The organism is Stappia sediminis (genome assembly GCF_009826895.1).
Taxonomy (GTDB): Bacteria; Pseudomonadota; Alphaproteobacteria; order Rhizobiales; family Stappiaceae; genus Hongsoonwoonella; species Hongsoonwoonella sediminis.
The window spans coordinates 937,580-959,570 of record NZ_WUMV01000003.1 but is presented as its reverse complement, the minus strand read 5'-3'; the positions used below and the strand labels follow the sequence as shown (position 1 = coordinate 959,570).

Genomic DNA, 21,991 nt, shown 5'->3' with positions numbered 1-21,991 from the left:
GCCGCGGGAAACCAGGGATCGATCAAACGTGCGACAAACGGGATTATCGGGGGCCCCATGTCCGATGCGCCGGCCGAACAGGCCGCTGTCCTGAAACTTACCGGCATCACCAAGCGCTTCGGCGCGCTGCTGGCCAATCACGCCATCAACCTCGAGCTTTATCCGGGCGAGATCGTCGCGCTTCTCGGCGAAAACGGCGCGGGCAAGACGACGCTCATGAACATTCTCTTCGGCCATTACGTCGCCGACGAGGGAACCGTGCAGATCGCAACGGCCGACGGGGGTCTGCGACCGCTTGCGCAAGGCTCGCCGCAGGCAGCGTTGAAGGCCGGCATCGGCATGGTGCACCAGCATTTCACGCTGGCCGAGAACCTGACGGGCATCGACAATATCCTGCTCGGCACGCGCTCGCTCTTGTCGCCCATTGCCTCGAAGCGCAGCGCGCGCACGCGGCTTGACAAGATCATGCGGGAGTCCGGCCTGACCGTCGATCTCGACACACGCGTCTCCCGCCTTTCCGTGGGCGAGCAGCAGCGCATCGAAATCCTCAAGGCGCTTTACCGCGACGCCCGCGTTCTCGTCCTCGACGAGCCGACGGCCGTTCTGACGCCGCAGGAATCGGAAAACCTCTTCCAGACCCTGCGCTCGTTAGCCGACGAAGGGCTTTCCATCGTCTTCATCTCCCACAAGATGGCGGAGGTGCTTTCAGCTTCCGACCGGATCGCGGTGCTGCGCCACGGCGAACTTGTCGCCGACCTGCCGAGCGAACTCTGCGACCGGAACATGCTGGCCGACATCATGGTGGGCCGGCATCTGGAGCCGGAAGCCCGCAGCGAAGTCGAGAAAGGCCCGGCGCTGCTTAAACTCTCCGGCATCTCGACCGGACACGGGCGCGACGCGCTGCACAACGTCTCGCTGCAGGTGCACGGGGGCGAGATCGTCGGCCTTGCGGGCGTTTCCGGCAACGGACAGGGAGCGCTGGCGCGCATCATCTCAGGCCTCGAACTGCCGCGCTCGGGGAGTATGGAAATCGACGGGCGGCGGCTGAAGCCCGCCCCGCGCGCCGTGATGCGCGAGGGACTGGTGCGCATTCCCGAAGACCGCCACCGCGACGGCATCGTCGGCGAAATGACGGTTGCCGAGAACCTAGTCATCGAGGATGTGCGCTCCAGGGCGTTTCAGTCGTTCGGTTTTCTCGACTTTGCCGCGATAGACAAGCGCGCCGGGGACGCCATCGATGCCTATGACATCCGCTGTCCGGGCGGAGATGCGGTGGCACGGCTGCTTTCGGGCGGGAATATCCAGAAGATCATCCTGGCGCGCACGCTCGACAAGGAGCCGAAGGTGGTGCTCGCCGCCCAGCCGACACGCGGGCTCGATATCGGCGCGACGGAAGACGTGCACCGGCGCCTGTTCGAGGCGCGCGCGAGGGGGGCCGCTATTCTTCTCATCTCGGAGGACCTCGACGAGTTGTTCCAGATGTCGGACCGCATCGCCGTCATCCATCGCGGCAAGGTGACGCTGCCGCAGGAGACGGCCACGCTCAACCGCTCGCAGGTCGGCCTGATGATGGCCGGGCAGGAGAGCGAGGACGCCGCATGATACGCTTCGAGCCGCGCGAAAACGTCTCCACCCGCCGCGCCGTCGGCGCGCCGGTCTTCGCCGCGCTGATCGCGCTGTCGCTTGCCGCCATTCCGATCTGGGCAGCGGGCGCCGATATCGCCACCGCCTACATCCTGATGGTGAACGGGGCGATGGGCTCCGTCTTCGCGATTTCCGAACTGCTGGCGCGCGCGACGCCGCTGATCCTCACCGGCCTTGCAGCCGCCGTCGCCTTTCGCGCGAAGCTCTGGAACATCGGCGGCGAAGGCCAGCTTTACGCAGGCGCACTCGCGGCGGTGGCGGTGGGGTCCGGCGGTTTCGCCCTGCCCCCTTACGCGCTGATCCCCGCCGTGCTCGTCGCAGGGGCGCTGGCCGGTGCGCTCGTCATGCTGGTGCCCACGCTGTTGAAGGTGAAACTCGGCGCGGACGAGGTCGTCACCACGCTTCTTTTGAACTTCGTCATCCTGCTTTTCGTGCAGATGATGCTGGAAGGGCCGATGCAGGACCCGATGGGCATGGGCTGGCCGCAATCCGAGCCGGTGCTGGAAGAGGCTATGCTGCCGCAGCTGATCGCGCGCATGCGCGTCCACGCCGGGCTGATCGTCGCACTCGTCGCGGCCATCTTCGCCGCGATCCTGATGCGGCGCACGGTCTGGGGCTTCGAAATCCGCGCGGTCGGCGCGAATCCATCCGCCGCGCGCCATGCCGGCATTCCCGTGACCGCGACCTTCGTGCGCGTCGGGCTTTTGTCAGGCGCCTTCGCAGGCCTTGCGGGTGTGGGCGAAGTGGCGGGGCTGAAGGGATATCTGACGGCCGATCTTTCGCCCGGCTTCGGGTATGCGGGCATCGTCGTCGCCATGCTCGCCGGCCTTTCGCCGCTCGGTGTCGTCATCGCCGCAATCTTCGTCGCCGGCGTCTTCGTGGGAGCAGATTCCATGAGCCGGGCGCTTGGCGTCTCAAGCTATCTTGCCGATCTGGTGGTCGCCATGTCGCTCCTTTGCGTTCTCATCTCCGGGCTTTTCGTGCGCTTTCATGTGCGCATCGGCGGCTCTCGGCTAACGGATTGACGGGATATGAGACCATGATCGAAATCCTCGACATCCTCGTCAATCCGAACTTCTGGGCCGCCGCGATCCGCATCGCCACGCCGCTCATCTTCGGCGTGCTTGGCGCGCTGATCTGCGAGCGGTCCGGCGTTCTCAACCTCGGCATCGAGGGCATTTTCACCGCAGGCGCCATGGCTGGCTGGATGGCGGTCTGGCTCGGCGCGGACCTTTGGACCGGTGTTGCGGTGGCGGCTGCCGTCGGCGGGGCCTTCGGCCTGTTGCACGCGGTCCTGACCGTACCCTTCGGCCTGTCGCAGCATGTTTCGGGCATCGGTGTCACGCTCTTTGCCACGAGCCTCAGCTATTTCGCCTATCGAACCGCCCTGCCTGACGTCTCTTCTCCGCCCCGTATCACGCCGTTCCAGCCGCTGAAGATCGAGGGATTGTCCGACCTGCCGTTCATCGGCACTGCTCTGTTCCAGCAAACGCCGCTGACGTTCCTTGCGCTTTTCCTCGTTCTTGCCGTCGCCTTCATCCTCAACCGCACACCGCTCGGCTTCGCGATACGCGCCGTCGGCGACAATCCGGCGGCGGTGGAAGCGCAAGGCCTTTCCGTCTTCGGCTTGCGGGTGGGAGCGGTGATCGTCGGCTCCGCGTTGATGGCCATCGGCGGGGCGTTCCTCACCATGTCGGCGTTCGACGCCTTCTTCTTCGGCATGGTGAACGGGCGCGGCTGGATCTGCATCGCGCTCGTCGTCTTCGCCTCATGGCGGCCGGGAAAGGCGCTGCTCGGCGCGCTCCTCTTCGGTGCGTTCGACGCATTCCAGGTGCGCCTGCAGACGGAAGTGGGCGCTTTCGTTCCCGGCCAGATCTTCCTGATGCTGCCGTACCTCCTGTCGATCTTCGCGCTCGTCGTCGCCGCCCGCAAGGCGGACTACCCAAGGGCGCTGCTGAAGCCCTATTTCAAGGGGCAGAGGTAGCAACGGGTTGCCGGGTCAAGCCACTGCTTTCGGGTTATCCGCAGGCATGGCGAATAAGCCGAGGCCAACCGGCTTGCACGACACCTCTCCCCAGCGAAGTCGGATGTTTCCGACTTCGCCATCTCTCTTCCAAACTCGGGAACACCCGAGTTTGATGGGAGAGGTCGGTGCGAAGCGCCGGGTGAGGGGGAAGTATCAACGGCCTGACATAGGGATCAGTTCACCCTCACCCTAACCCTCTCCCTTCAAGGGAGAGGGGACCAGCCCGTAGCGGACGCTCCAAATCGGAACAAACGTGGGACCATGCGGCCCGAGGATCGACGAAGAGCGTTGAAATTACCGGGCATAAGCAGGTAAAAGCGAAGAAAGGCCCCTCCTCCTCAAACCTTCGTCTTAAGCCGAAGTGCGTCTGGCGCGTATATGACCTCTCGGCGATACTTGTCGGCGGAGGAAACGGCCATGACCAACAAGAAGCTCATCGTCGCAGACGAACAACCCGTGATCGCGCGCTGCCTGAAGGGTCTTCTTACCCATGAGGGCTATGACGTCGAGACAACGGCGAATGCCGACAAGCTCCTTGAAATCGTGCGCGGCGGCGGAGCCGACCTCATCCTCATCGATGCCGACCTGCCACGGCAAAACGGCATTTCCGTCTGCCAGGCGCTGAAGGCGAACCCCGCGACGCGCGATCTTCCCGTGGTCGTCATGAGCGCTTCGGCGCGCGCGATCGAGGCGGAAAAGGCGAAGGCGCTGGGGGCCGACGCGGTGTTGCGCAAGCCGTTTACGCTCGACGATCTGAAAGGCGCGCTCGGCAAGCTTCGCACAAGCGAAGACCGCCCTCTCCTCCATGCTTGAAAAGGCCGCCGAGCGGTGGAGCCTGAGGCTCCGGATCTTCCTGTTCTTCGCCTTGATAGCGTCGGGAACAGCCGCGATCCTTTCCGCTGCGTTCATCCTGCTCGGCCGTGAACTTCCGCCATCCGCCATAAGCCACCTTGCGCTTTACGGCGGTGGCGCGGGATTTGCGATCATCGGCCTCGTGCTCTGGGTCTGGATCAAGTTCGACGATCACATCGCAAGGCCTGTCGAAACGCTTGCCCGGGATCTGCACGCCGCCGTGCACGCGGGTTCGGAGAAACTGCCCGACGCCGCGCGCGCGCGCTATCTCGGCCAGCTTGCCCCCGGCATCGCCGAAGCTTCGCAAGCGCTGCAGGAAGCGCGCGAGCGCATCGACACCGCGATTTCCAACGCCACGGCCCGCGCGGAACGGCAGAAGAAACGGCTTGAAACGGTGCTGCGCGACCTTCAGCAGGGCGTCATCATCTGCCGGCTCGACCATACGGTGCTGCTCTATAACCGCGCCGCCCAGCATTTCGTGGCCCATGCGGCGGCGGGTGCAGGCTCCGCCCCCGGCGGGGAACTGGGCCTGGGACGCAAGCTGACGAGCCTGATCGCGCGCCAGCCGCTGCGCCACACGCTGGACAGGCTGACCCGGCGCTTCGAAGGCGGGCGGCACCTTGCCCACCATGACGGGCTGATGGCCCCTTTCCTCGCCGCGACCGCCACGGGCCACGAGACGATGAAAGGGCGCATGTCGCTGGTGCTCGACGAGGACGACGCGAGCCCGATCGGCTATGTCGTCACCTTCGACCGGGTGACGGAAGAGCTGGCCGCGGGCATCTGGCGCGAGCGCCTGCTGCAGGACGTGGCGCAGGACGTGCGCAACCACATCACCAACCTGACGATGGCCGGCGAACTTCTGTTGAGCGGCCAGCCGCTGACGGACGAGGAAAAGGAACACACGCGCGCGACGATTCGCAACGAACCGCGCATCCTGGGCGAAAGGCTCGACCGGCTGGACCAGGTCGCGAACGACATCTTCGCCGCCGCATGGCCGGTAGCGCCCGTATTTTCGCCAACGCTTTTCGACAGTGCCGCGACACGCCGCTCAGAAGACCGGGCGCTTACTGTAGAGCAGCGCGGCACGCCGGTCTGGATCACCTGCGATTCGGCAAGCGTCAGCGAACTCATCGACCGGATCATGAACCGCGCGGCCGTATGGGACCACGTGCGGGACTTCCGACTGGAGACGGAGCGGAACGGCGAACGCGTCTATGTCGACATCGCCTGGAAGGGGCAGGTGGTGCCCGAAAGCCTTGTCGAGGAGTGGCTGCGCGAGCCGCTCGATGAATCTCTCGGCGCGATGACCGGGCGCGACGTGCTGACCCACCACAAGACGGACCTTTGGTGCGAGACGGTGCCCGAGAGCGACGGCGAAGTTCGTATTCGCCTTCCGCTGGCGATCTCCTCCGAGCTGGAGGACCGGCCCGCCAAATCGAGCGTGGCCATCCCCGAACGACCCGAGTTCTACGACTTCGACCTATTCACCCGCCACCCGCCGGGAGCCCTCGACGACATGCCGCTGAAGGCGCTTTCCTATGTCGTCTTCGACACCGAGACGACGGGGCTTGAGCCTTCGCGCGGCGACGAAATGGTGTCGATAGCAGGGGTGAGGATCGTCAACGGACGGGTGCTGAGGGGCGAGATTTTCTCGACTTTCATCAACCCGGGCCGACGCATTCCCGCAGGTGCCGCCAAGATCCACGGCATTACCGACGCCATGGTCGCCGAGGCGCCGGCAGCCGATGCCGTGCTGCCCCGCTTCCACGACTTCGTCGGCGACGGCGTGCTTGTCGCCCACAATGCGCCGTTCGACATGGCCTTCCTGAAGAAACGCCAGGCCGATGCAGGGCTTGCCTTCGACCAGCCGGTGCTCGACACGGTCCTGCTTGCCGCCCATGTCTTCGGGCGCGCCGACAGCCTGACGCTCGACGCGCTTTGCGAGCGCTTCAACATCGTCATTCCGCCCGAAGACCGGCATACCGCGCTGGGAGACGCGCTGGCGACCGCCGACGTTCTCATGAAGCTTTTCGACCTACTGGAGCCGCTCGGCGTTTCGACGCTCGGGGACGCCATCCGCGCGGCGGACCGACAAGCCGCGATCCGGCGCAAGCAATCCGCCTATTGAACGCCGTAAGCTTGTCAAAGCGATGCGATTGCTGAATTTTTGAGTCGACATTCTTCCCCAAACGCACTGTCATGTCGCTTTCATATGAACGTCGCGCAGTGTTCATGTGAGCATGCTATGCTGCGATCAGGAGGAATTCGGGAGGGATGCGCGCGTCGATGGACATTTCCGAACGACAGGCGGAAATCGCCGAACTGGTTCAGGCACAAGGATTCCTGTCCGTGGAATCGCTTGCCGAACGCTTCGGCGTAACGACGCAAACGATCCGCCGCGACGTGAACGGGCTTTGCGAACTCGGCATCCTGCGCCGCACCCACGGCGGCGTCGAGCCGCCGCCCGCCATGCACAACATCCACTACCGCACGCGGCAGATCCTGAACCTGCCGGCCAAGCAGCTTATCGCCGCCACCGTTGCCGAATATGTGCCGAACGACGTGTCGCTCGCCTTTTCCATCGGCACCACGCCCGAGATCGTCATGCAGGCGCTGATGAACCATGAAGCGCTGCGCGTCTACACGAACAACCTGAATGTCGCCATGGCGGCCTCGGCCAACCCGGGCTTCGACGTCACGATCGTCGGCGGAAGGCTGCGCCACGGCGACCGCGATATCCTTGGGCCGGCGACACAGTCTTTCTTCGACAGCTACAAGTTCGACATCGGCATATTCGGCGTGGCCGGCGTAGACGAGGACGGCACGCTGCTCGACTTTCACGAGGACGAGGTGCTGTCGCGCCAGGCGATCCGCGAAAACAGCCGCCGGTCCTTCCTCGTGCTCGACCACACGAAGTTCACCCGCCCCGCGCATGTGCGCGGCGGGCATATCGGCGACGTCAGCCACGTCTTCTGCGACCGCAGGCCGCCGGAGGCGATCCTGAAAATGCTGAAGTCGAGCAATACGACAGTGGTCATTTGCGGCGAGGAAGGGGAAGCGGATTAGATCACCCCTCGCCCGAGCGCTCGATGACCCTGTGAAGCGCGGCTATCAGCGTTTCGGTTTCATGCGCGCCGATCGCCTCGACCAGCCGTTGCTGATGCGCTCTTGCCGCCTCGATCAGTTCATCGACGGCGCGCTCGCCGTCTTCGGAAAGATTGACGTTGACACGGCGGCGATCGTTACTGTCCGCCCGCCTTTCAACGAGGCCCTGGCGCACCAGCCGCTCGACCGTCTTGCTCATCGCCGGCTGGTTGGCAAGGCATATGGTGGCAAGCTCCCCGACCGTCTGCCCGCCCGATCCCTTGAGCGCCGCAAGCACGCGCCAGTTCGACACGTTGTAGCCGCGGCGGCGAACCTCCTCGTGAAACTCCGCGCTCGCGACGCTTGAAGCGCGTGCAAGAAGGTAAAGCAGGTAACCGTCGATAAAACGCGGGCTGTCGGCCATTTGCTGAAACATTATCCCGAGAGCCCGGCACGGGGAATGGTGTAACGCCCGGCGTGAAAGATCAGCGGCTCCTTCTCGTCATGCGCGAAGGAGACCACCTTGCCGAGAAAGACCACGTGATCGCCGGCGGGAACGCGGGTGTCGTTCTCGCACTCGAAAACCGCCGTCGTGCCTGAAATCAGCGGGACGCCGCCGATCCCCTCTTCCCACTCGACATCGGCGAAGCGATCCTCCACGGGCCTGGCGAACCGGTCCGACAGGTGGCGCTGGTCGGCGGCGAGAATGTTGATCGCATAATGGCTGGCGTCGCAAAAGGCGCCGAGATTGCGCGAGCGCGTGGCAAGGCTCCACAAAACCATCGGCGGATCAAGGGAAACGGAGTTGAACGAATTGGCGGTAAGCCCCACCGGCCTGCCGGCACCATCGAGCGCGGTGACGATCGTAACGCCCGTCGCGAAACGTCCCAAAGCTTCGCAAAACTGGTGAGGGTCTATCATCATCGCTCCCGTCCCCATTCATTCAGGCCTAAAAATATTCCTTTTCATATAATAACAAAATTGCTACGATCCACCAAGTTGTTTTCATTCCTTGCGCGACGCCGGCAAAATAACACAAGAAGAGCCGGAGCTTAGACGCACGAGAGGGACACGGACCGGCCGGGTCAGGGAGGAAGAAGCATGCTGGCGGACCGCATCGAGGGGAAATGGATCGATGCCTTCGAGGCAGTCTTCAGGCTCTGCAAGGTCGCGACCGGCGAAACGGTGGCGATCCTTTCCGAAACGCAGTCGCGGACGCTGAACGTCCATATCGCCGAACTCGCGCTCGACCGGATGGCGGCCAACTGGTTCCACGTCACCGTGCCAACCCCGCGCCAGGACGCACCGGTACCGGTGCGCTCCACCGGAGCTTCCGCAGCGCTGACCGGGCAGAATGCAGCCGTTGCGGCACTTAAAGAAAGCGGGCTCGTCGTCGACCTTACCGTCGAAGGCCTGCTGCACGCGCCGGAACTGCCCGAAATCATCTCCGGCGGTGCGCGCATCCTGATGATTTCCAACGAACACCCGGAGGCACTGGAACGCCTGCTGCCGCAAACCCGCGACGAACCGCGCGTGAAGGCCGCCGTCAAACGCTGCCGGGCGGCAAAACGCATGACGGTGACATCGACTGCGGGCACCGACCTGACGGTCGACATGGAAGGCGCATCCAGCGTCGGGGTCTGGGGCTGGTGCGACAGGCCGGGCACCGTCGCCCATTGGCCGGCGGGCCTTGTCGTCAGCTTTCCGAAGGCGGGTTCGGTCAACGGAACCCTGGTGCTGGACGCGGGCGACGTGAACCTCACCTTCAAGCGCTACCTCGAGCGCCCGGTCACGCTCACCATCGTCGACGACTTTGTGACGGAGATCGAGGGCGAAGGCACGGATGCGGAACTCATGCGCCGCTATCTTGCCGCATGGGGCGACAAGGAGGCCTATGCGGTCGCTCACGTCGGCTTCGGCATGAACGAGGGCGCGCGCTACGAAGCGCTTGCCATGTACGACCAGCGCGAGACGAACGGAACGGAAGTGCGCGCCTTCGCCGGCAATTTCCTTTTCTCCACCGGTGCGAATGAATTCGCCGGGCGCTACACCAAGGGCCATTTCGACATTCCGGTGCGCGGCTGCACCATCTCGCTCGACGGCGAGGCGGTGGTAACGGACGGCGAACTGGCGGAGGCCTTCAAATGAGGGTTCCGACTTATCAAAAGCGCGGCGATGCTCGGGAAACCCTGATCCTGCTTCACGGCATGGGCGCGGGCGCAGAAATGTTCGCCCCCCAGATCGACGGACTTTCGGATCGTTTCACCGTGATCGCCTGGAACATGCCGGGATACGGCGAAACGCCGCTTGACGGAGAGATGACCTTCGAAGGGCTCTCCGACGCCCTGTTGACGCTGGTCGACCATCTCGGCATCGACAAGGCGAACCTTCTTGGCCATTCGATCGGCGGCATGGTGGCGCAGGAGTTTTACGCCAGACATCCGAAACGCGTGCGCTCGCTCATCCTTTCGGGCACCACATCGGCATTCGGCAGCCAGGACGGGGAGTTTCAGAAGAAGTTCGTTTCCGACCGGCTGGCCCCGCTCGATGCGGGAAAGACGATCCCCGAACTTGCGGCGGCCTTCGTGCCGGGCCTCGTCGGCTCCGCCTCCAAACCGTCGGCGATAGAAATCGCGCGCGCGGGCATGAGCAAGCTTCCGCCCGAGACCTATCGCGCGGCGATCCGCTGTCTCGCGACCTTCGACCGGCGCGAGGAACTTTCACAAATTTCCGTGCCCACGCTGCTGATCGCGGGCGAGGAAGACACGAACGCTCCGCTGAAATCCATGAAAAGAATCGCGGAGCAAATAGAAGGCGCAAGGTTCGAGACGATGGCCGGCATCGGCCACCTCGCCCCCCTTGAAGCGCCCGACGCCTACAACGGCCTCATCAAATCCTTCCACGCGACCACATTCGGAGGTTTGAGCCCATGAACGCGGCAGATCTCGACATCATCGGCACGGACCAGCCGATTTTCGACCCCTCCGCCTTTCGCCTCACCGAGCAGGAAGCCGAACTCACCGCGCTTGCGCGGCGCATCGGCAAGTCGCGCTTCGCACCGCGCGCGGAAGAATTCGACCGCGAGGCGAGCTTTCCGACCGAAAACTACAACGACATGCATGAGGCGGGGCTGCTTGGCATCTGCGTGCCTAAGGAAAACGGCGGCCACGGCGCGCCTTTCCGCACCTATATGATGACGGCTGCCGAAATCGGCCGCTACTGCGGGGCAACCGCGCTGACGTGGAACATGCATGTATGTTCATGCCTGTGGACCGGCGCGCTGACCGACGACCTGGAAATGTCGCACGACCAGCGCGAGAAACACCTGAGCCGCAGGGCGAAGCACTACAACCGCATCCTGAAGGACGGCGCGATCTATTCGCAGCCCTTCTCCGAAGGCGGAGCGGCGGCGGCCGGCGTCGTGCCCTTTTCCACCAGCGCCAAACGCGCCGACGGCGGCTGGATCATCAACGGCAAGAAGATCTTCGCCTCGCTGTCCGGCCACGCCGACTATTACGGCATCCTCTGCGGCGAGATGAAGGAGGGCGAACGCCCGAGCCGCCGCGACACGATGTATATCGCCGTTCCCGCCAATGCCGACGGCGTCAAGGTCGTCGGCCCATGGGATCCGCTCGGCATGCGGGGTACGGTTTCGCGCACGCTGATCTTTGAGGATGTCTTCGTCCCCGACGAGGAACAGCTCATGCCGCGCGGCATCTACTATCAGGCGGCGACGCGTTGGCCGCATATGTTCATGACGCTGTCGCCAACCTATATGGGCATCGCGCAGGCGGCCTTCGATTTCACGATCCAGTACCTTCGCGGCGAGGTGCCGGGCCTGCCACCGGTCAAGCGGCGCATGTATCCGACCAAGCAGATGGGCGTTGCCCAGATGCACCTGATGCTGGAGCAGACCAAGGCGCTCTGGTTCCAGGCGATCACGGAAGCCGCGCCCGATCCGACGCGCGAGCAGGTGATGCGCGCCTGGGCCGCGCACTACACCGTCATGGAAAACGCCAACGAGATCTGCCAGCTTGCCATCCGCACATGCGGCGGCCAGTCCATGCTGAAATCTCTGCCGCTGGAACGGCTTTACCGCGACAGCCGCTGCGGCTCCTTGATGCTGCCGTGGACGGCGGAAATCTGCCTTGACCGGATCGGACGCGAGAGCCTCTATCTTCCAGGCGAGAGCGACGATTGAGCGAGAGCGGCAAACGGAGCGCGGGCATGACGATCGACCGCTGGATCGCGGCGCACGCCGGCTTTTCGCCCGACAAGCCGGCGATCCGCTTCCACGCGGGCGATCTCACCTATGCGGAATTCGACCGGGCGATCGGCAAGGCGGCGCATTGGATCACCTATGAGCGCGGGATCAAGCGCGGCGAACGCATTGCCTATCTCGGCACAAACGCACCCGACATGCTGGTCCTGCTGTTCGCCGCCGCGCGGACGGGCGTAATCCTCGTGCCGCTGAACTGGCGGCTCGCTCCGCCCGAACTTGCCCATGCGGTTTCAGACAGCGGTACGAAACTGCTGATCCACCAGCCCGCTTTCGCAGATACGGTATTAGCCATTCTCGCGGATCCGCTGCTCGGCGGCGATGCGAGCGTCGAGGCTTGCGAAATCGATCCGACAAAGGGTGGATTTGCAGCGCTTCTTGCCGAAAACGAAAGCCTTGAGGCCGGCGACGGCGACGAAAACGACCCGCTTCTGATCGTCTACACATCCGGCACGACGGGACGGCCGAAAGGCGCGGTGCTGACCCAGCGCGCGATCCTGCTCAACGCGCTCAATGCGCGGCATATGCACGACATGCGCGGCGAAGACCTGGTGCTCACCGTCCTGCCCATGTTCCATGTCGGCGGGCTCAACATCCAGACGACGCCGGCACTTTACCTCGGCGCGACAGTGATCCTGCACGAGCGCTTCCACCCGCGCGAAACGCTGGCGGCGATTTCAGCCGAAGGGCCGACGCTGACGGTGCTCGTACCCGCAACCTTGGCCGCGATGATTTCCCACCCCGAATGGGGAAAGCACGATCTCGCTTCCTTGCGCGCGATCGCCACGGGATCGTCGGACGTGCCGCTCGAGCTGATGACGCCTTTCATCGAGCGCGGCGTGCCCGTGATCCAGATCTACGGCTCTTCGGAAACGGCGCCCGTTGCGATCTACCAGCGGGTCGGGGACATCCCGGCGGAGCTTGGCGCCATCGGCAGGCCGGGCCTGCATTCGCGCGCGAGAATCATGCTCTCCGAGGGGAACGAGGCACCTGCCGGCGAAGTGGGCGAGATCGAAATCCTCGGCGATCACGTTACCACCGGTTACTGGAACCGCACCGAGGAGACCGAAAAGACGTTCCGGGGCGGCTGGTTCCGCACCGGCGACCTCGGCCTCGTCGATGAGAACGGGCTCTTTTGGTTCAAGGACCGGCTGAAGAACGTCATCATCTCCGGCGGGGAAAACATCTACCCCGCCGAACTGGAGCGCGTGCTGCGCGAGCTCGACTTCGTGAAGGAGGCGACCGTGGTCGGCAGGCCCGATCCGCGCTGGGGCGAGGTGCCGGTCGCCGTCGTCGTCCCGAAAGAAGGCGAGAACTGTGACGAGACAAGCGTGCTGCAGGCGTTCGAAGGAAGGATCGCGCGCTACAAGCACCCGAAAACGGTTGTTTTCGCGGGAGAATTGCCGCGAAATGCGCTTGGCAAGATCCGGGTCGACCAAGTCAGGGAATTGGCAATGGGGAAGGTTCTGGACGGGCGGGAGCGATAGGACTTCGAACATTGCTCCTGTACGCGGCAAAGTCCAAAGGCAGCAATGCCGTTGAAAAACGAGGGGATCATTATGCGTCGTATCTTGGGAACATTCGCTTTGACGGTGGCACTCGGGTTTGGGCTGAGCGCACCTTCCGCCGCCGAGACCACTTTACGCGTTTCCAACTGGCTGCCGCCGTCGCACCCGATCGTGCGCGACATCCTGGAGCCCTGGGGCAAACAGGTGGAGGAAGCGACCGGCGGCAACGTCAAGGTGGAGATAATGTCCTCGCCGATCGGCAAGCCGCCGGCGCAGTTCGACCTGATCAAGAGCGGTGCCGCCGACGTCGGCTACGGCGTGCACGGCTATACGCCCGGCCGCTTCAAGCTGACGCCGATCGTGGAAGGCCCGTTCCTTTCCGACAGCGCGGAAGCGCTTTCCGTCGCCTATTGGAAGGTGCACGAGCAGATGCTTTCCAAGGCGGACGAGCACCAGGGCGTGAAGGTGCTGACCGTCTTCACACATGGGCCGGGCGCGATCTTCACCACCAGCAAGCCGGTGAAAACGGTTGCCGACGCGAACGGCCTGAAAATGCGTATCGGCGGCGGCGTCGTCGCCCAGATCGCCGAGCGCCTCGGCATGGTGGGCGTGCAGGCGCCCTCCCCGCAGGTCTATGAAATCCTGTCGAACGGCGTTGCCGACGGCATCCTGTTTCCTGCTGAATCCGTACCCTTCTTCCGCATCGACGAGGTGCTGAAATACGGCACCACCGTACCGGGCGGGCTTTACAACACTTCCTTCTTCGTCGTCATGAACGAGGGCACATGGAACGGGCTTTCGGACAAGGACAAGGCTGCGATCGACAAGGTTTCGGGCGAAGCGATGGCCCGCCTTGCCGGCCAGGCGTGGGACGCGGCGGATGCCGCCGGCACCAAGATCATGGCCGAAAAGGGCCTTGAAATCACACAGGCCGACGATGCGATGACCGCGGAGCTTGCCGAAAAACTCGAAGGCATCAACCAGGGCTTCCTCGATGCCGCGAAAGCCGCCGGCATCGATGGCGAAGCAGCCCTTGAAATGCTGCAGGGCGAAATCGCCGCGCAATCCAAATAATGAGCGAATCCAATAACGCACGCCCGGCGGAAACCGCCACCGGGCGCGCGGGCCGCGCCTTCCTCGGCGGGCTTCGCATAATCGCCGGACTGCTGATCCTCATCATGATGGCCGTGACGTTCGTGGACGTCATCGGCCGTTATGTATTTTCCTCGCCGCTGCCGGGCGCCTTCGAGCTTACCGAAGTGCTGCTCGGCCTTGTGATCTTCGCAGGCCTTCCCCTCGTCACGCTGCGCGAAGAGCACGTCACCGTCGACCTCGTGACGAGCCGCGTTCCGAATTTCATCCGCCAGTGGCTCCTGAAGTTCGCGCATGTGGTAACCGCAGCCGTCCTCATCGTGCTTGCCTGGCGGCTTGGCATCATCGCACGCGATCTTTCCGCCTATGGGGATGCGACCGTTTTCCTGCGCCTTCCGCTCGGCCCGGTCGCAGGCATCATGGCGGCCCTTTGCGCCTTCGGCGCCGCCGCTTCCCTCGTCGTCTTCTTCCGCAGATAACGGATCCGCTGATTTATGGAAACCTGGCTTCCCGGCCTCGTCATACTCTTGATCGTCATGATGGCAGGCGTGCCCATCGCCATGGCAATGGCCGCCATCGGCGCGCTGGGGCTGACGGCCATCCTCGGCTTCGGACCGGCCATGGCGATCGTCGGGCAGACGACGTTCGACACCGGCATGTCCTATACGCTGTCGGTCGTGCCGCTGTTCGTGCTGATGGGAAATCTCGTCACGCGCGGCGGGCTTTCGGACGAGCTTTACGCCGCCTGCAACGCCTGGCTCGGCCACAAGCCGGGCGGCCTTGCGCTTGCCACCGCCGTTGCCTGCGGCGGCTTTTCCGCCGTCTGCGGGTCGTCGCTCGCGACAGCGGCGACCATGGGCAAGGTGGCGCTGCCGCAGATGCGGCGCTTCAAATACGACGATTCCCTTGCAAGCGGCGTGATCGCGGCGGGTGGCACGCTCGGCATCCTCATTCCGCCGAGCGTCATCCTCGTGCTTTACGGGGTGACGACGCAGCAGGATATCGCAAGGCTCTTCATCGCTGGTGTCGTGCCCGGCATCCTCGGAATCCTTGGCTACATGGCCGCCGTGCGCGTCGTCTGCCACTTCCACCCCGAAGCGGGCCCGCGCGGGCCGAAGCTGCCTTACGGCGAACGCTTCGCGGCACTCAAGGGCGTCATCGGTATCCTGGGTCTCTTCATGCTCGTCATCGGAGGCATTTATCTCGGCGTCTTCACGGCGACGGAAGCAGCAGGAATCGGTGCGGCGGGCGCCTTCTTCATCGCGCTGTTCCGCCGCAAGCTCTCGGTAAAAATCCTCATCGACGTACTGGCGGAAACGGCAGCGACGACGACCATGATGTTCATGGTGCTGATTGGTGCGCTGATCTTCTCCAACTTCGTCAATATCGCGGGTCTGCCTTCCGCGCTCAGCGATCTCGCCCGCTCCTCCGGCCTCCCGGCGCCTGCGATCCTCGCCACGATCCTTGTCGTCTATCTCGTGCTCGGCATGGTGCTGGAGAGCCTTTCCATGGTGCTTCTGACCGTGCCGATCTTCGCACCCGTGATGGCCGCGCTCGGCTACGATCTCGTCTGGTTCGGCATTCTCGTGGTGGTGGTCACGGAAATCAGCCTGATCACGCCGCCGGTGGGGCTCAACGTCTTCGTGCTCAAGACCGTCCTGCCGGATGTTCCCATCGGAACGATCTTCCGGGGCATCTTCCCGTTCCTCGCGGCGGACATAGTACGCCTCGTGCTGATCGCGGCCTTTCCGGCGATCGTCCTTTTCCTGCCGCGGGCGATGGGATAGCAGGTCGAAGCCCGCTCAATCGAGCGTCATGACGATCTTGCCGAAGACACGATTATCGCGCATCGCCTGAAAGGCGTCGCGATAACGCTCCAGCGGGAAAGTCTCGCCGATCACCGGCTTCAGCCCCGCATCGCCGACCGCTTCCACCATCCTTCGCGTCGAGGCGACGGAAGCCACCGTCACACCTTGAAGCCGAACGCGGCGCATCACCACCAGCGGAAGCAGAATGGAGGCGGAAGCGCCCGAAAGCACACCGACAAGAAAAGCGGTTCCGTTCGGTTTGAGCATGCGGATGGAGGCATCCAGCGTTTCCGTTCCGCCGACATCGATAACCGCGTCCACCGGCCCGCCGGCAAGAGAACGCGCGGCCTGTGCCCAGCCGGCATCCGTCCTGTAGTTGACGAGGCCGTCCGCACCGAGCGCCCTCGCAGTTTCGAGCTTTTCATCCGACGAGGACGTTATGACGACGGAAAGCCCGAGCATGCGGGCGAATTGCAGGGCGAACACGGAAACGCCACCCGTCCCCTGCACCAGCAGGCGGTCTCCGGGCTTGAACGTCTCGAAATCCGTCAGTGCCGACCATGCGGTCGCGCCCGCGCAGGGCAGCGTCGCGGCCTCCTCGAAGGTGAGATATTCCGGGAGCGGAATGAGCGCTTCCGCCGGAACCGTTATGTGGTCGCGAAAAACGCCGTCGCCGCAAATGCCATCGCCATAGACCGGCCACATGGCCTCGCGCGTCAGATCGCCGTTCGACCACTGCGGGAAGAAGGGAACCAGGACCCGCGTTCCGGGCACGATATCAACGCCCTCTCCCGCGCTCACAACTTCGCCCGCCGCATCCGAACCGACCACGACCGGGAAAGGCTGCCTCGGCGCATAGGTGCCCTCCACCAGAAGGAGGTCGCGGCGGTTGAGGCTGACGGCGTGGACCTTCACCAGCGCTTCGCCGGGTCCGGGTTCCGGAACGGGCCGATCTTCGAGCGCAAGCCCCTCAAGCCCGAAACGGTTCAGCACCAATGCGCGCGATCTCAAATGCGCCTCCATTTTTCAATCGCAAAAACAATCGCCGTTCCGGCGGATTGATGCAAGATCGCCGGCCCGCATTGACCTTCCGTTCGCCATTGGCTCGTATAACGTTAGGGAAATGGAATGAGCGCGGAGCACGATGAAGCGGACCACCCAGGACTTCACGGTCGCCGACAAAGGCAAGGACGGCACGCGGTCGGAGCTGAAACGCTTCGACGTGCCGAATTGACCGGGTCATGGACAGCGACCGCCTGAGCCTGCTCTCGCGATGGCCGGGTGTGGTTGCAATCGCACTAGCGGCAACACTCGTCGCCGTTATTGCCGGGCACCGGCTGGAGCCTGTCGCGGGCGATATCCTGCTCACGAAACTCCTGCCCGCGAAACTTGCGCGCGACGATATCGTCATCGTCGCAATCGACGAGGAAACGCTTGAGGGCCTCACCTACCGCTCGCCGATAGACCGCGGCCTCCTCGCCGATATCGTGGCGCATGTCGACAAGGCGGGCGCCAGGGCAATCGGCCTCGACATATTGATCGATCAGGCGAGCGAGCCGGAGAAGGACGCCCTGCTGCTCACCACCCTTGAACAAGCCCACACCCCGCTCATCGCCGGGAGGGCCGGAACGAGGGAAGGTCTGACGCAAGCGCAGGAACGCTTCGCCGAGGAATTCCTCGCGCCCCTGAAAACCGCGAGCGTCGCGCTCGCCCGTGATGAAATCGACGGGACGATCCGCCGCCTGCCTCAATCCGGTGAGAGCGGAGAAACTTTCTCCCGCACGCTGGCGATATCGGGTGGCGAAATGCCTGAAAACCTTTCCGACAGGATCGTCTATTTCACGGGCAATGACGGCCGCCCGCATGCCTTCCCGACATATCCGGCGCATGCCGCCGCCCTGCTTCCGCCGGACTGGTTTGCCGGCAAATATGTGCTGATCGGAACGAAGCTTGCGACAAGCGACCGGCACAAGACGCCCTTTTCGGCGGCTTTGGGCGCTGAGGCCGGACTGTTGAACGGCATCGAGATCCACGCGCATATGCTGGCGCAATATCTCGAAGGCCGGCATATCGCCATTCTTCCCCGCCTCGCCGAAACGCTGATCGCCGCCGCGATGGCGCTTTTGGGTGCCGCCCTCGTTGCCCTTCGAGCGTCGCCGGCTTTGCGCGTTGCAGGCGTCGCCGGGCTCGTCGCCCTCTATTTCGGCGCATGTTTCGCGGCCCTTCAATGGGGAGAAACTTTGCTCCCCCTCGTCATGCCGCCGCTTGCCGCCGTTATCGCCGGAGCGGCAATGGGCGGGGTCCACTGGTTCCAGGACCGCGCGGAGCGAAAGTTCGTGGAACAGGCGTTCTCGCGATACGTGAGCCCTGCACTCGTCAAACGGCTCGTTTCCGACCGCAAGGCCCTTTCCCTTGGAGGGGAGAAGCGCGAGGTCACTTTCGTCTTCACCGATCTGGAAGGCTTCACGAGCGTTTCGGAGAAACTGGCGCCCGCCGAGGTCGCGGATCTTCTGAACGGTTATCTCGACAAGGTGTGCGAGCGTTTCATCGCCCATGGCGCGACGATCGACAAGATCGTCGGCGATTCCGTCGTCGGCTTCTTCGGCGCGCCGGAACCGCAGGACGACCAGGCCTGCCGCGCCGTCGATCTGGTGCTGGAACTCGACCGGCTTTGCGAGAAGCTGAAAGAAGAAGCATCCGCCAAGGGCGTCGCCCTCGGCCTGACCCGCATCGGCGTTCACAAGGGCGAGGCGATCGTCGGCAATTTCGGCGGCTCGCGGTTTTTCGACTATACCGGCATCGGCGACACGGTGAACACGGCCTCGCGGCTGGAGGCGGCCAACAAGCATCTCGGCACGCGCGTCCTCGTCAGCCGCGCCGTTGCCGACGCCTGCCCGGAGCATGCTTTCCGGCCCGCGGCGACGCTTGTCCTGAAGGGCAAGAGCGAAGGTGTCGACTGCTTCGTACCGCTCATGTCTTCGCAGGCGAACAGCGAGGCGATAACCGCCTATCGTGAGGCCTATCGTGCCATGTCCGAAAACAGTGGCGAGGCGGAAACGCTGCTCGCAAAGGCCCTTGAAATTTGCCCCGGCGATCCGCTGGCGCGATATCACCTCGCCCGCTTGCGGCGCGGCAAGCAGGGCACGACAATCGAACTTGCCGACGAGTGACGGACATCACGGAAGGCTGCCGGCGGCATCCATGATCAATAGACGAGCTTCGGCAGCACGGTCGCGATCTGCGGCAGGAACCAGAGCAGCGCCATGCCGACGACCTGCAGCACGATGAAGGGCATGACGCCACGATAGATCATGCCGGTCGTCACCTCTTCCGGCGCAGCCCCCCTCAGGTAGAACAGCGAGAAACCGAACGGCGGCGTCAGGAAAGACGTTTGCAGATTGATCGCGATCAGCATGGAAAGCCAGACCGGATCGTGGCCCATGAGGATCAGCACGGGCGCCACCAGCGGCAGCACAATGACGGAGATTTCCACGAAGTCGAGGAAGAAGCCGAGCACGAAGATGAGCGCCATGACGAAAACAAGCGCGCCCTGCGGCCCGCCCGGCATGGCGGATAGAATTTCTTCGATGCGGTGATCGCCACCAAGCCCCCGGAAGACGAGGGAAAAGACGCTGGCCGTCAGGATCGTCGCGAAGATCATCGCCGTAACCGTCATCGTCGAGGTCATGACGGGTTTCAGTATCTCCTTCGCCGCCGCCTGCCGCAGCGCCTTGGCGACCGCGTAGAAGGCGATCAAAACCAGCAGCGTCGCGAAAGCGCCCAGCAGCCAGCTTCCGAGCCCGGCATCCTCGCGCTGCAGGCGGATCGGCGAAATGCCCGCCACGACCGCAAGAATGCCGAGCGCGGCCGCGCCCGCGATGAATACCCTTGTCGAGCCGCCGTTCATCTTGGCACCTGCCAGAAGCAACGCACCGACAGCGCCGACGGATGCCGCCTCGCCGGGCGTTGCGACACCGCCCAGGATCGAGCCGAGAACGGCGATGATGAGGAAGATCGGCGGCAGGATGGCCCGTGCGATCTCCGCCCGCGACGGGGCTTCGGCCAGTTCCTCAAGTGCGGGTGCCGCCGCCGGGTTCGCCCAGGCCTTTACGAGCAAATAAACGATATAGACGCCGACCAGCATCAGCCCGGGAAGGAGGGCGGCGGCGAAAACCTGGCCGACCGAAATCGTCTCGATGGTGAACTTGCCCTCTTCGAACTGCGCCTGCTGATAGGCGTTCGACATGACGTCGGAAAGGATGATCAACAGCGTCGACGGAGGGATGATCTGGCCGAGCGTGCCCGAAGTGCAAACAATGCCGGAGGCCAGCTTCGGGTCATAACCGTTCCTCAGCATCGTCGGCAGCGCGATAAGCCCCATGGCGACGACCGTCGCCCCGACGATGCCGGTGGAGGCGGCGAGCAGCGCGCCGACAAGCACGACCGATATGCCGAGCCCGCCGCGAAGCCCGCCGAAAAGCCGGCCCATGGTTTCCAGAAGCTCCTCGGCGATGCGGCTTTTTTCCAGCACGACGCCCATGAAGACGAAAAGCGGAATGGCGATCAGCACGTCGTTCGTCAGCAGGCCGAAGACGCGCTGGCCGAGCGCGCCGAGCAAGCTCATGTCGAACTGGCCGGTCGTCCAGCCGAGCAACGCGAAAATCGTCGCGACACCCGCAAGCGTGAAGGAAACGGGATAGCCGATCAGGATGGCTGCGATCAGCCCGGCGAACATCAGAAGATCGAGCGGCAGGCTCATACGGCGGCGTCTTTCGTATTCAGGCGGACAAGATCGCGCAGGAAGCAGGCGGCCCCCTGCACGATGAGAAGCACGCAGAAAGCGGGAATGAGCGATTTGAGCAGGAAGGACGCGGGAATGCCGCCGACGGAGATCGGCCCTTCGAGCACGGCCCATGAATTGCGCACCGAGGGAAATGAAAACCACAAGAGCAGGATCATCGACGGAAGCAGCAAAAGGGCGGCGCCCAGCGCATCGATGCGCGCTTTTCCCCGTGCTTCGAGCTTGCTGTAGAAGATGTCGACACGCACGTGACCGTCGACCAGCAGCGTATAGCCCGCACCCAGCATGAAGAGCGCGCCATGCATATAGAGCACGCCTTCGGTCAGGAACACGAAGCTGACGCCGTAGACATAACGAAGCAGCACCACCGCGAACTGCAAAAGCACCATGAGAAGCGCCAGCCAGCGCACGGCGGAACCCACCGCGCGGTTCACGGCGTCTAGCCTGTCTGCCAGTTTTTCCATGAATGCCCCTTTAACCCGCATCTGTCCGCGTTACTCAAAGCAAAAAATTTGCGAAGCACCCTAACCCCACCCCTCTCCCTTCAAGGGAGAGGGGGCGCGAGCGGCATCGCCTGGGCAAAAACTTCAATGCTTCGATACTGCGAAACCAAGGTCTCGTTGCAGAGCGCCATCCCCGCGCTCCCTCAACCTCTCCCTTGAAGGGAGAGGTCGGTGCGAAAGCACCGGGTGAGGGTGAAGCACTCTGAGTATTTTTCCGCTTTTCCGGTAACTGAAATGTGGTCACCCTCACCCCACCCCTCTCCCTTCGAGGGCGAGGGGGCGACAATCGCACCGTCTGCTCCGGAATGCGCCCATCCAAGTACGCCGCTCTCCTCAATTGATCTCGGCCGCCTGCCACATGCTCCCTCACCCTAGCCCTCTCCCTTCAAGG

The 21,991-nt window shown here is 63.8% G+C and carries 19 protein-coding genes; 14 read left to right on the top strand and 5 right to left on the bottom strand.

The features are described from left to right. The first annotated feature begins 57 nt into the window (after positions 1 to 57). The 6 genes from GR183_RS11290 (at position 58) to GR183_RS11265 (ending at position 7,591) form a co-directional block, all read left to right on the top strand. Entirely contained in the window at positions 58 to 1,602 is a 1,545-nt protein-coding gene (locus tag GR183_RS11290) for an ABC transporter ATP-binding protein (protein WP_160775662.1), read from the top strand. Continuing rightward, entirely contained in the window at positions 1,599 to 2,669 is a 1,071-nt protein-coding gene (locus tag GR183_RS11285) for an ABC transporter permease (protein WP_160775661.1), read from the top strand. Before GR183_RS11290 ends, GR183_RS11285 begins: the two co-directional genes overlap by 4 nt. Before the next feature lie 14 nt (positions 2,670 to 2,683). Continuing rightward, positions 2,684 to 3,628 (top strand): ABC transporter permease, encoded by a 945-nt coding sequence (locus GR183_RS11280; RefSeq protein WP_202395994.1) that lies wholly within the window; start codon positions 2,684 to 2,686, stop codon positions 3,626 to 3,628. Positions 3,629 to 4,087: 459 nt separating this feature from the next. Next, positions 4,088 to 4,483, top strand: coding sequence for a response regulator (locus tag GR183_RS11275; RefSeq protein ID WP_160775660.1), 396 nt, complete (start codon positions 4,088 to 4,090; stop codon positions 4,481 to 4,483). Continuing rightward, complete coding sequence (locus tag GR183_RS11270) at positions 4,476 to 6,653, top strand: 3'-5' exonuclease (protein ID WP_160775659.1); 2,178 nt, start codon at positions 4,476 to 4,478, stop codon at positions 6,651 to 6,653. Before GR183_RS11275 ends, GR183_RS11270 begins: the two co-directional genes overlap by 8 nt. A gap of 146 nt (positions 6,654 to 6,799) precedes the next feature. After that, on the top strand, positions 6,800 to 7,591 hold the full coding sequence (locus GR183_RS11265) for a DeoR/GlpR family DNA-binding transcription regulator (RefSeq protein WP_160775658.1): 792 nt from the start codon (positions 6,800 to 6,802) through the stop codon (positions 7,589 to 7,591). A 1-nt stretch (position 7,592) separates the two neighbouring features. Here GR183_RS11265 and GR183_RS11260 read toward each other — a convergent pair whose 3' ends face one another. Next, complete coding sequence (locus tag GR183_RS11260; RefSeq protein WP_160775657.1) at positions 7,593 to 8,033, bottom strand: MarR family winged helix-turn-helix transcriptional regulator; 441 nt, start codon at positions 8,031 to 8,033, stop codon at positions 7,593 to 7,595. A gap of 11 nt (positions 8,034 to 8,044) precedes the next feature. Further along, positions 8,045 to 8,530, bottom strand: coding sequence for a flavin reductase family protein (locus GR183_RS11255; RefSeq protein WP_202395992.1), 486 nt, complete (start codon positions 8,528 to 8,530; stop codon positions 8,045 to 8,047). Between the two features lie 180 nt (positions 8,531 to 8,710). On the opposite strand from GR183_RS11255, the gene GR183_RS11250 reads away from it, so the two are divergent. From GR183_RS11250 to GR183_RS11220, 7 genes are all read left to right on the top strand, one after another. Continuing rightward, positions 8,711 to 9,757, top strand: coding sequence for a 2,5-dihydroxypyridine 5,6-dioxygenase NicX family protein (locus tag GR183_RS11250; protein ID WP_160775655.1), 1,047 nt, complete (start codon positions 8,711 to 8,713; stop codon positions 9,755 to 9,757). Then, the gene (locus GR183_RS11245; RefSeq protein ID WP_160775654.1) at positions 9,754 to 10,542 is read left to right on the top strand and encodes an alpha/beta fold hydrolase; all 789 of its coding nucleotides are present in this window, start codon (positions 9,754 to 9,756) and stop codon (positions 10,540 to 10,542) included. Before GR183_RS11250 ends, GR183_RS11245 begins: the two co-directional genes overlap by 4 nt. Next, on the top strand, positions 10,539 to 11,810 hold the full coding sequence (locus GR183_RS11240) for an acyl-CoA dehydrogenase family protein (protein ID WP_160775653.1): 1,272 nt from the start codon (positions 10,539 to 10,541) through the stop codon (positions 11,808 to 11,810). The genes GR183_RS11245 and GR183_RS11240 overlap by 4 nt, the downstream gene beginning before the upstream one ends. Before the next feature lie 26 nt (positions 11,811 to 11,836). Then, complete coding sequence (locus GR183_RS11235) at positions 11,837 to 13,375, top strand: class I adenylate-forming enzyme family protein (protein WP_160775652.1); 1,539 nt, start codon at positions 11,837 to 11,839, stop codon at positions 13,373 to 13,375. A gap of 72 nt (positions 13,376 to 13,447) precedes the next feature. After that, positions 13,448 to 14,470, top strand: a complete 1,023-nt coding sequence (locus tag GR183_RS11230) for a TRAP transporter substrate-binding protein (RefSeq protein ID WP_160775651.1) — start codon at positions 13,448 to 13,450, stop codon at positions 14,468 to 14,470. Further along, positions 14,470 to 14,967 (top strand): TRAP transporter small permease, encoded by a 498-nt coding sequence (locus GR183_RS11225; RefSeq protein WP_160775650.1) that lies wholly within the window; start codon positions 14,470 to 14,472, stop codon positions 14,965 to 14,967. The genes GR183_RS11230 and GR183_RS11225 overlap by 1 nt, the downstream gene beginning before the upstream one ends. A gap of 15 nt (positions 14,968 to 14,982) precedes the next feature. After that, positions 14,983 to 16,275, top strand: a complete 1,293-nt coding sequence (locus GR183_RS11220; protein WP_160775649.1) for a TRAP transporter large permease — start codon at positions 14,983 to 14,985, stop codon at positions 16,273 to 16,275. A gap of 15 nt (positions 16,276 to 16,290) precedes the next feature. Here GR183_RS11220 and GR183_RS11215 read toward each other — a convergent pair whose 3' ends face one another. Next, positions 16,291 to 17,307, bottom strand: a complete 1,017-nt coding sequence (locus GR183_RS11215; RefSeq protein ID WP_160775648.1) for a zinc-dependent alcohol dehydrogenase family protein — start codon at positions 17,305 to 17,307, stop codon at positions 16,291 to 16,293. Between the two features lie 230 nt (positions 17,308 to 17,537). Between GR183_RS11215 and GR183_RS11210 the strand changes: the two genes are divergently transcribed. Then, positions 17,538 to 19,466 (top strand): CHASE2 domain-containing protein, encoded by a 1,929-nt coding sequence (locus GR183_RS11210; protein ID WP_160775647.1) that lies wholly within the window; start codon positions 17,538 to 17,540, stop codon positions 19,464 to 19,466. Between the two features lie 35 nt (positions 19,467 to 19,501). Here the strand turns inward: GR183_RS11210 and GR183_RS11205 are convergent, their stop codons facing one another. Continuing rightward, entirely contained in the window at positions 19,502 to 21,055 is a 1,554-nt protein-coding gene (locus GR183_RS11205) for a TRAP transporter large permease (protein ID WP_160775646.1), read from the bottom strand. Continuing rightward, a complete protein-coding gene (locus GR183_RS11200) occupies positions 21,052 to 21,561 on the bottom strand; it encodes a TRAP transporter small permease subunit (RefSeq protein WP_160775645.1) in 510 nt (169 codons plus the stop codon). Before GR183_RS11200 ends, GR183_RS11205 begins: the two co-directional genes overlap by 4 nt. Positions 21,562 to 21,991: the final 430 nt, after the last annotated feature.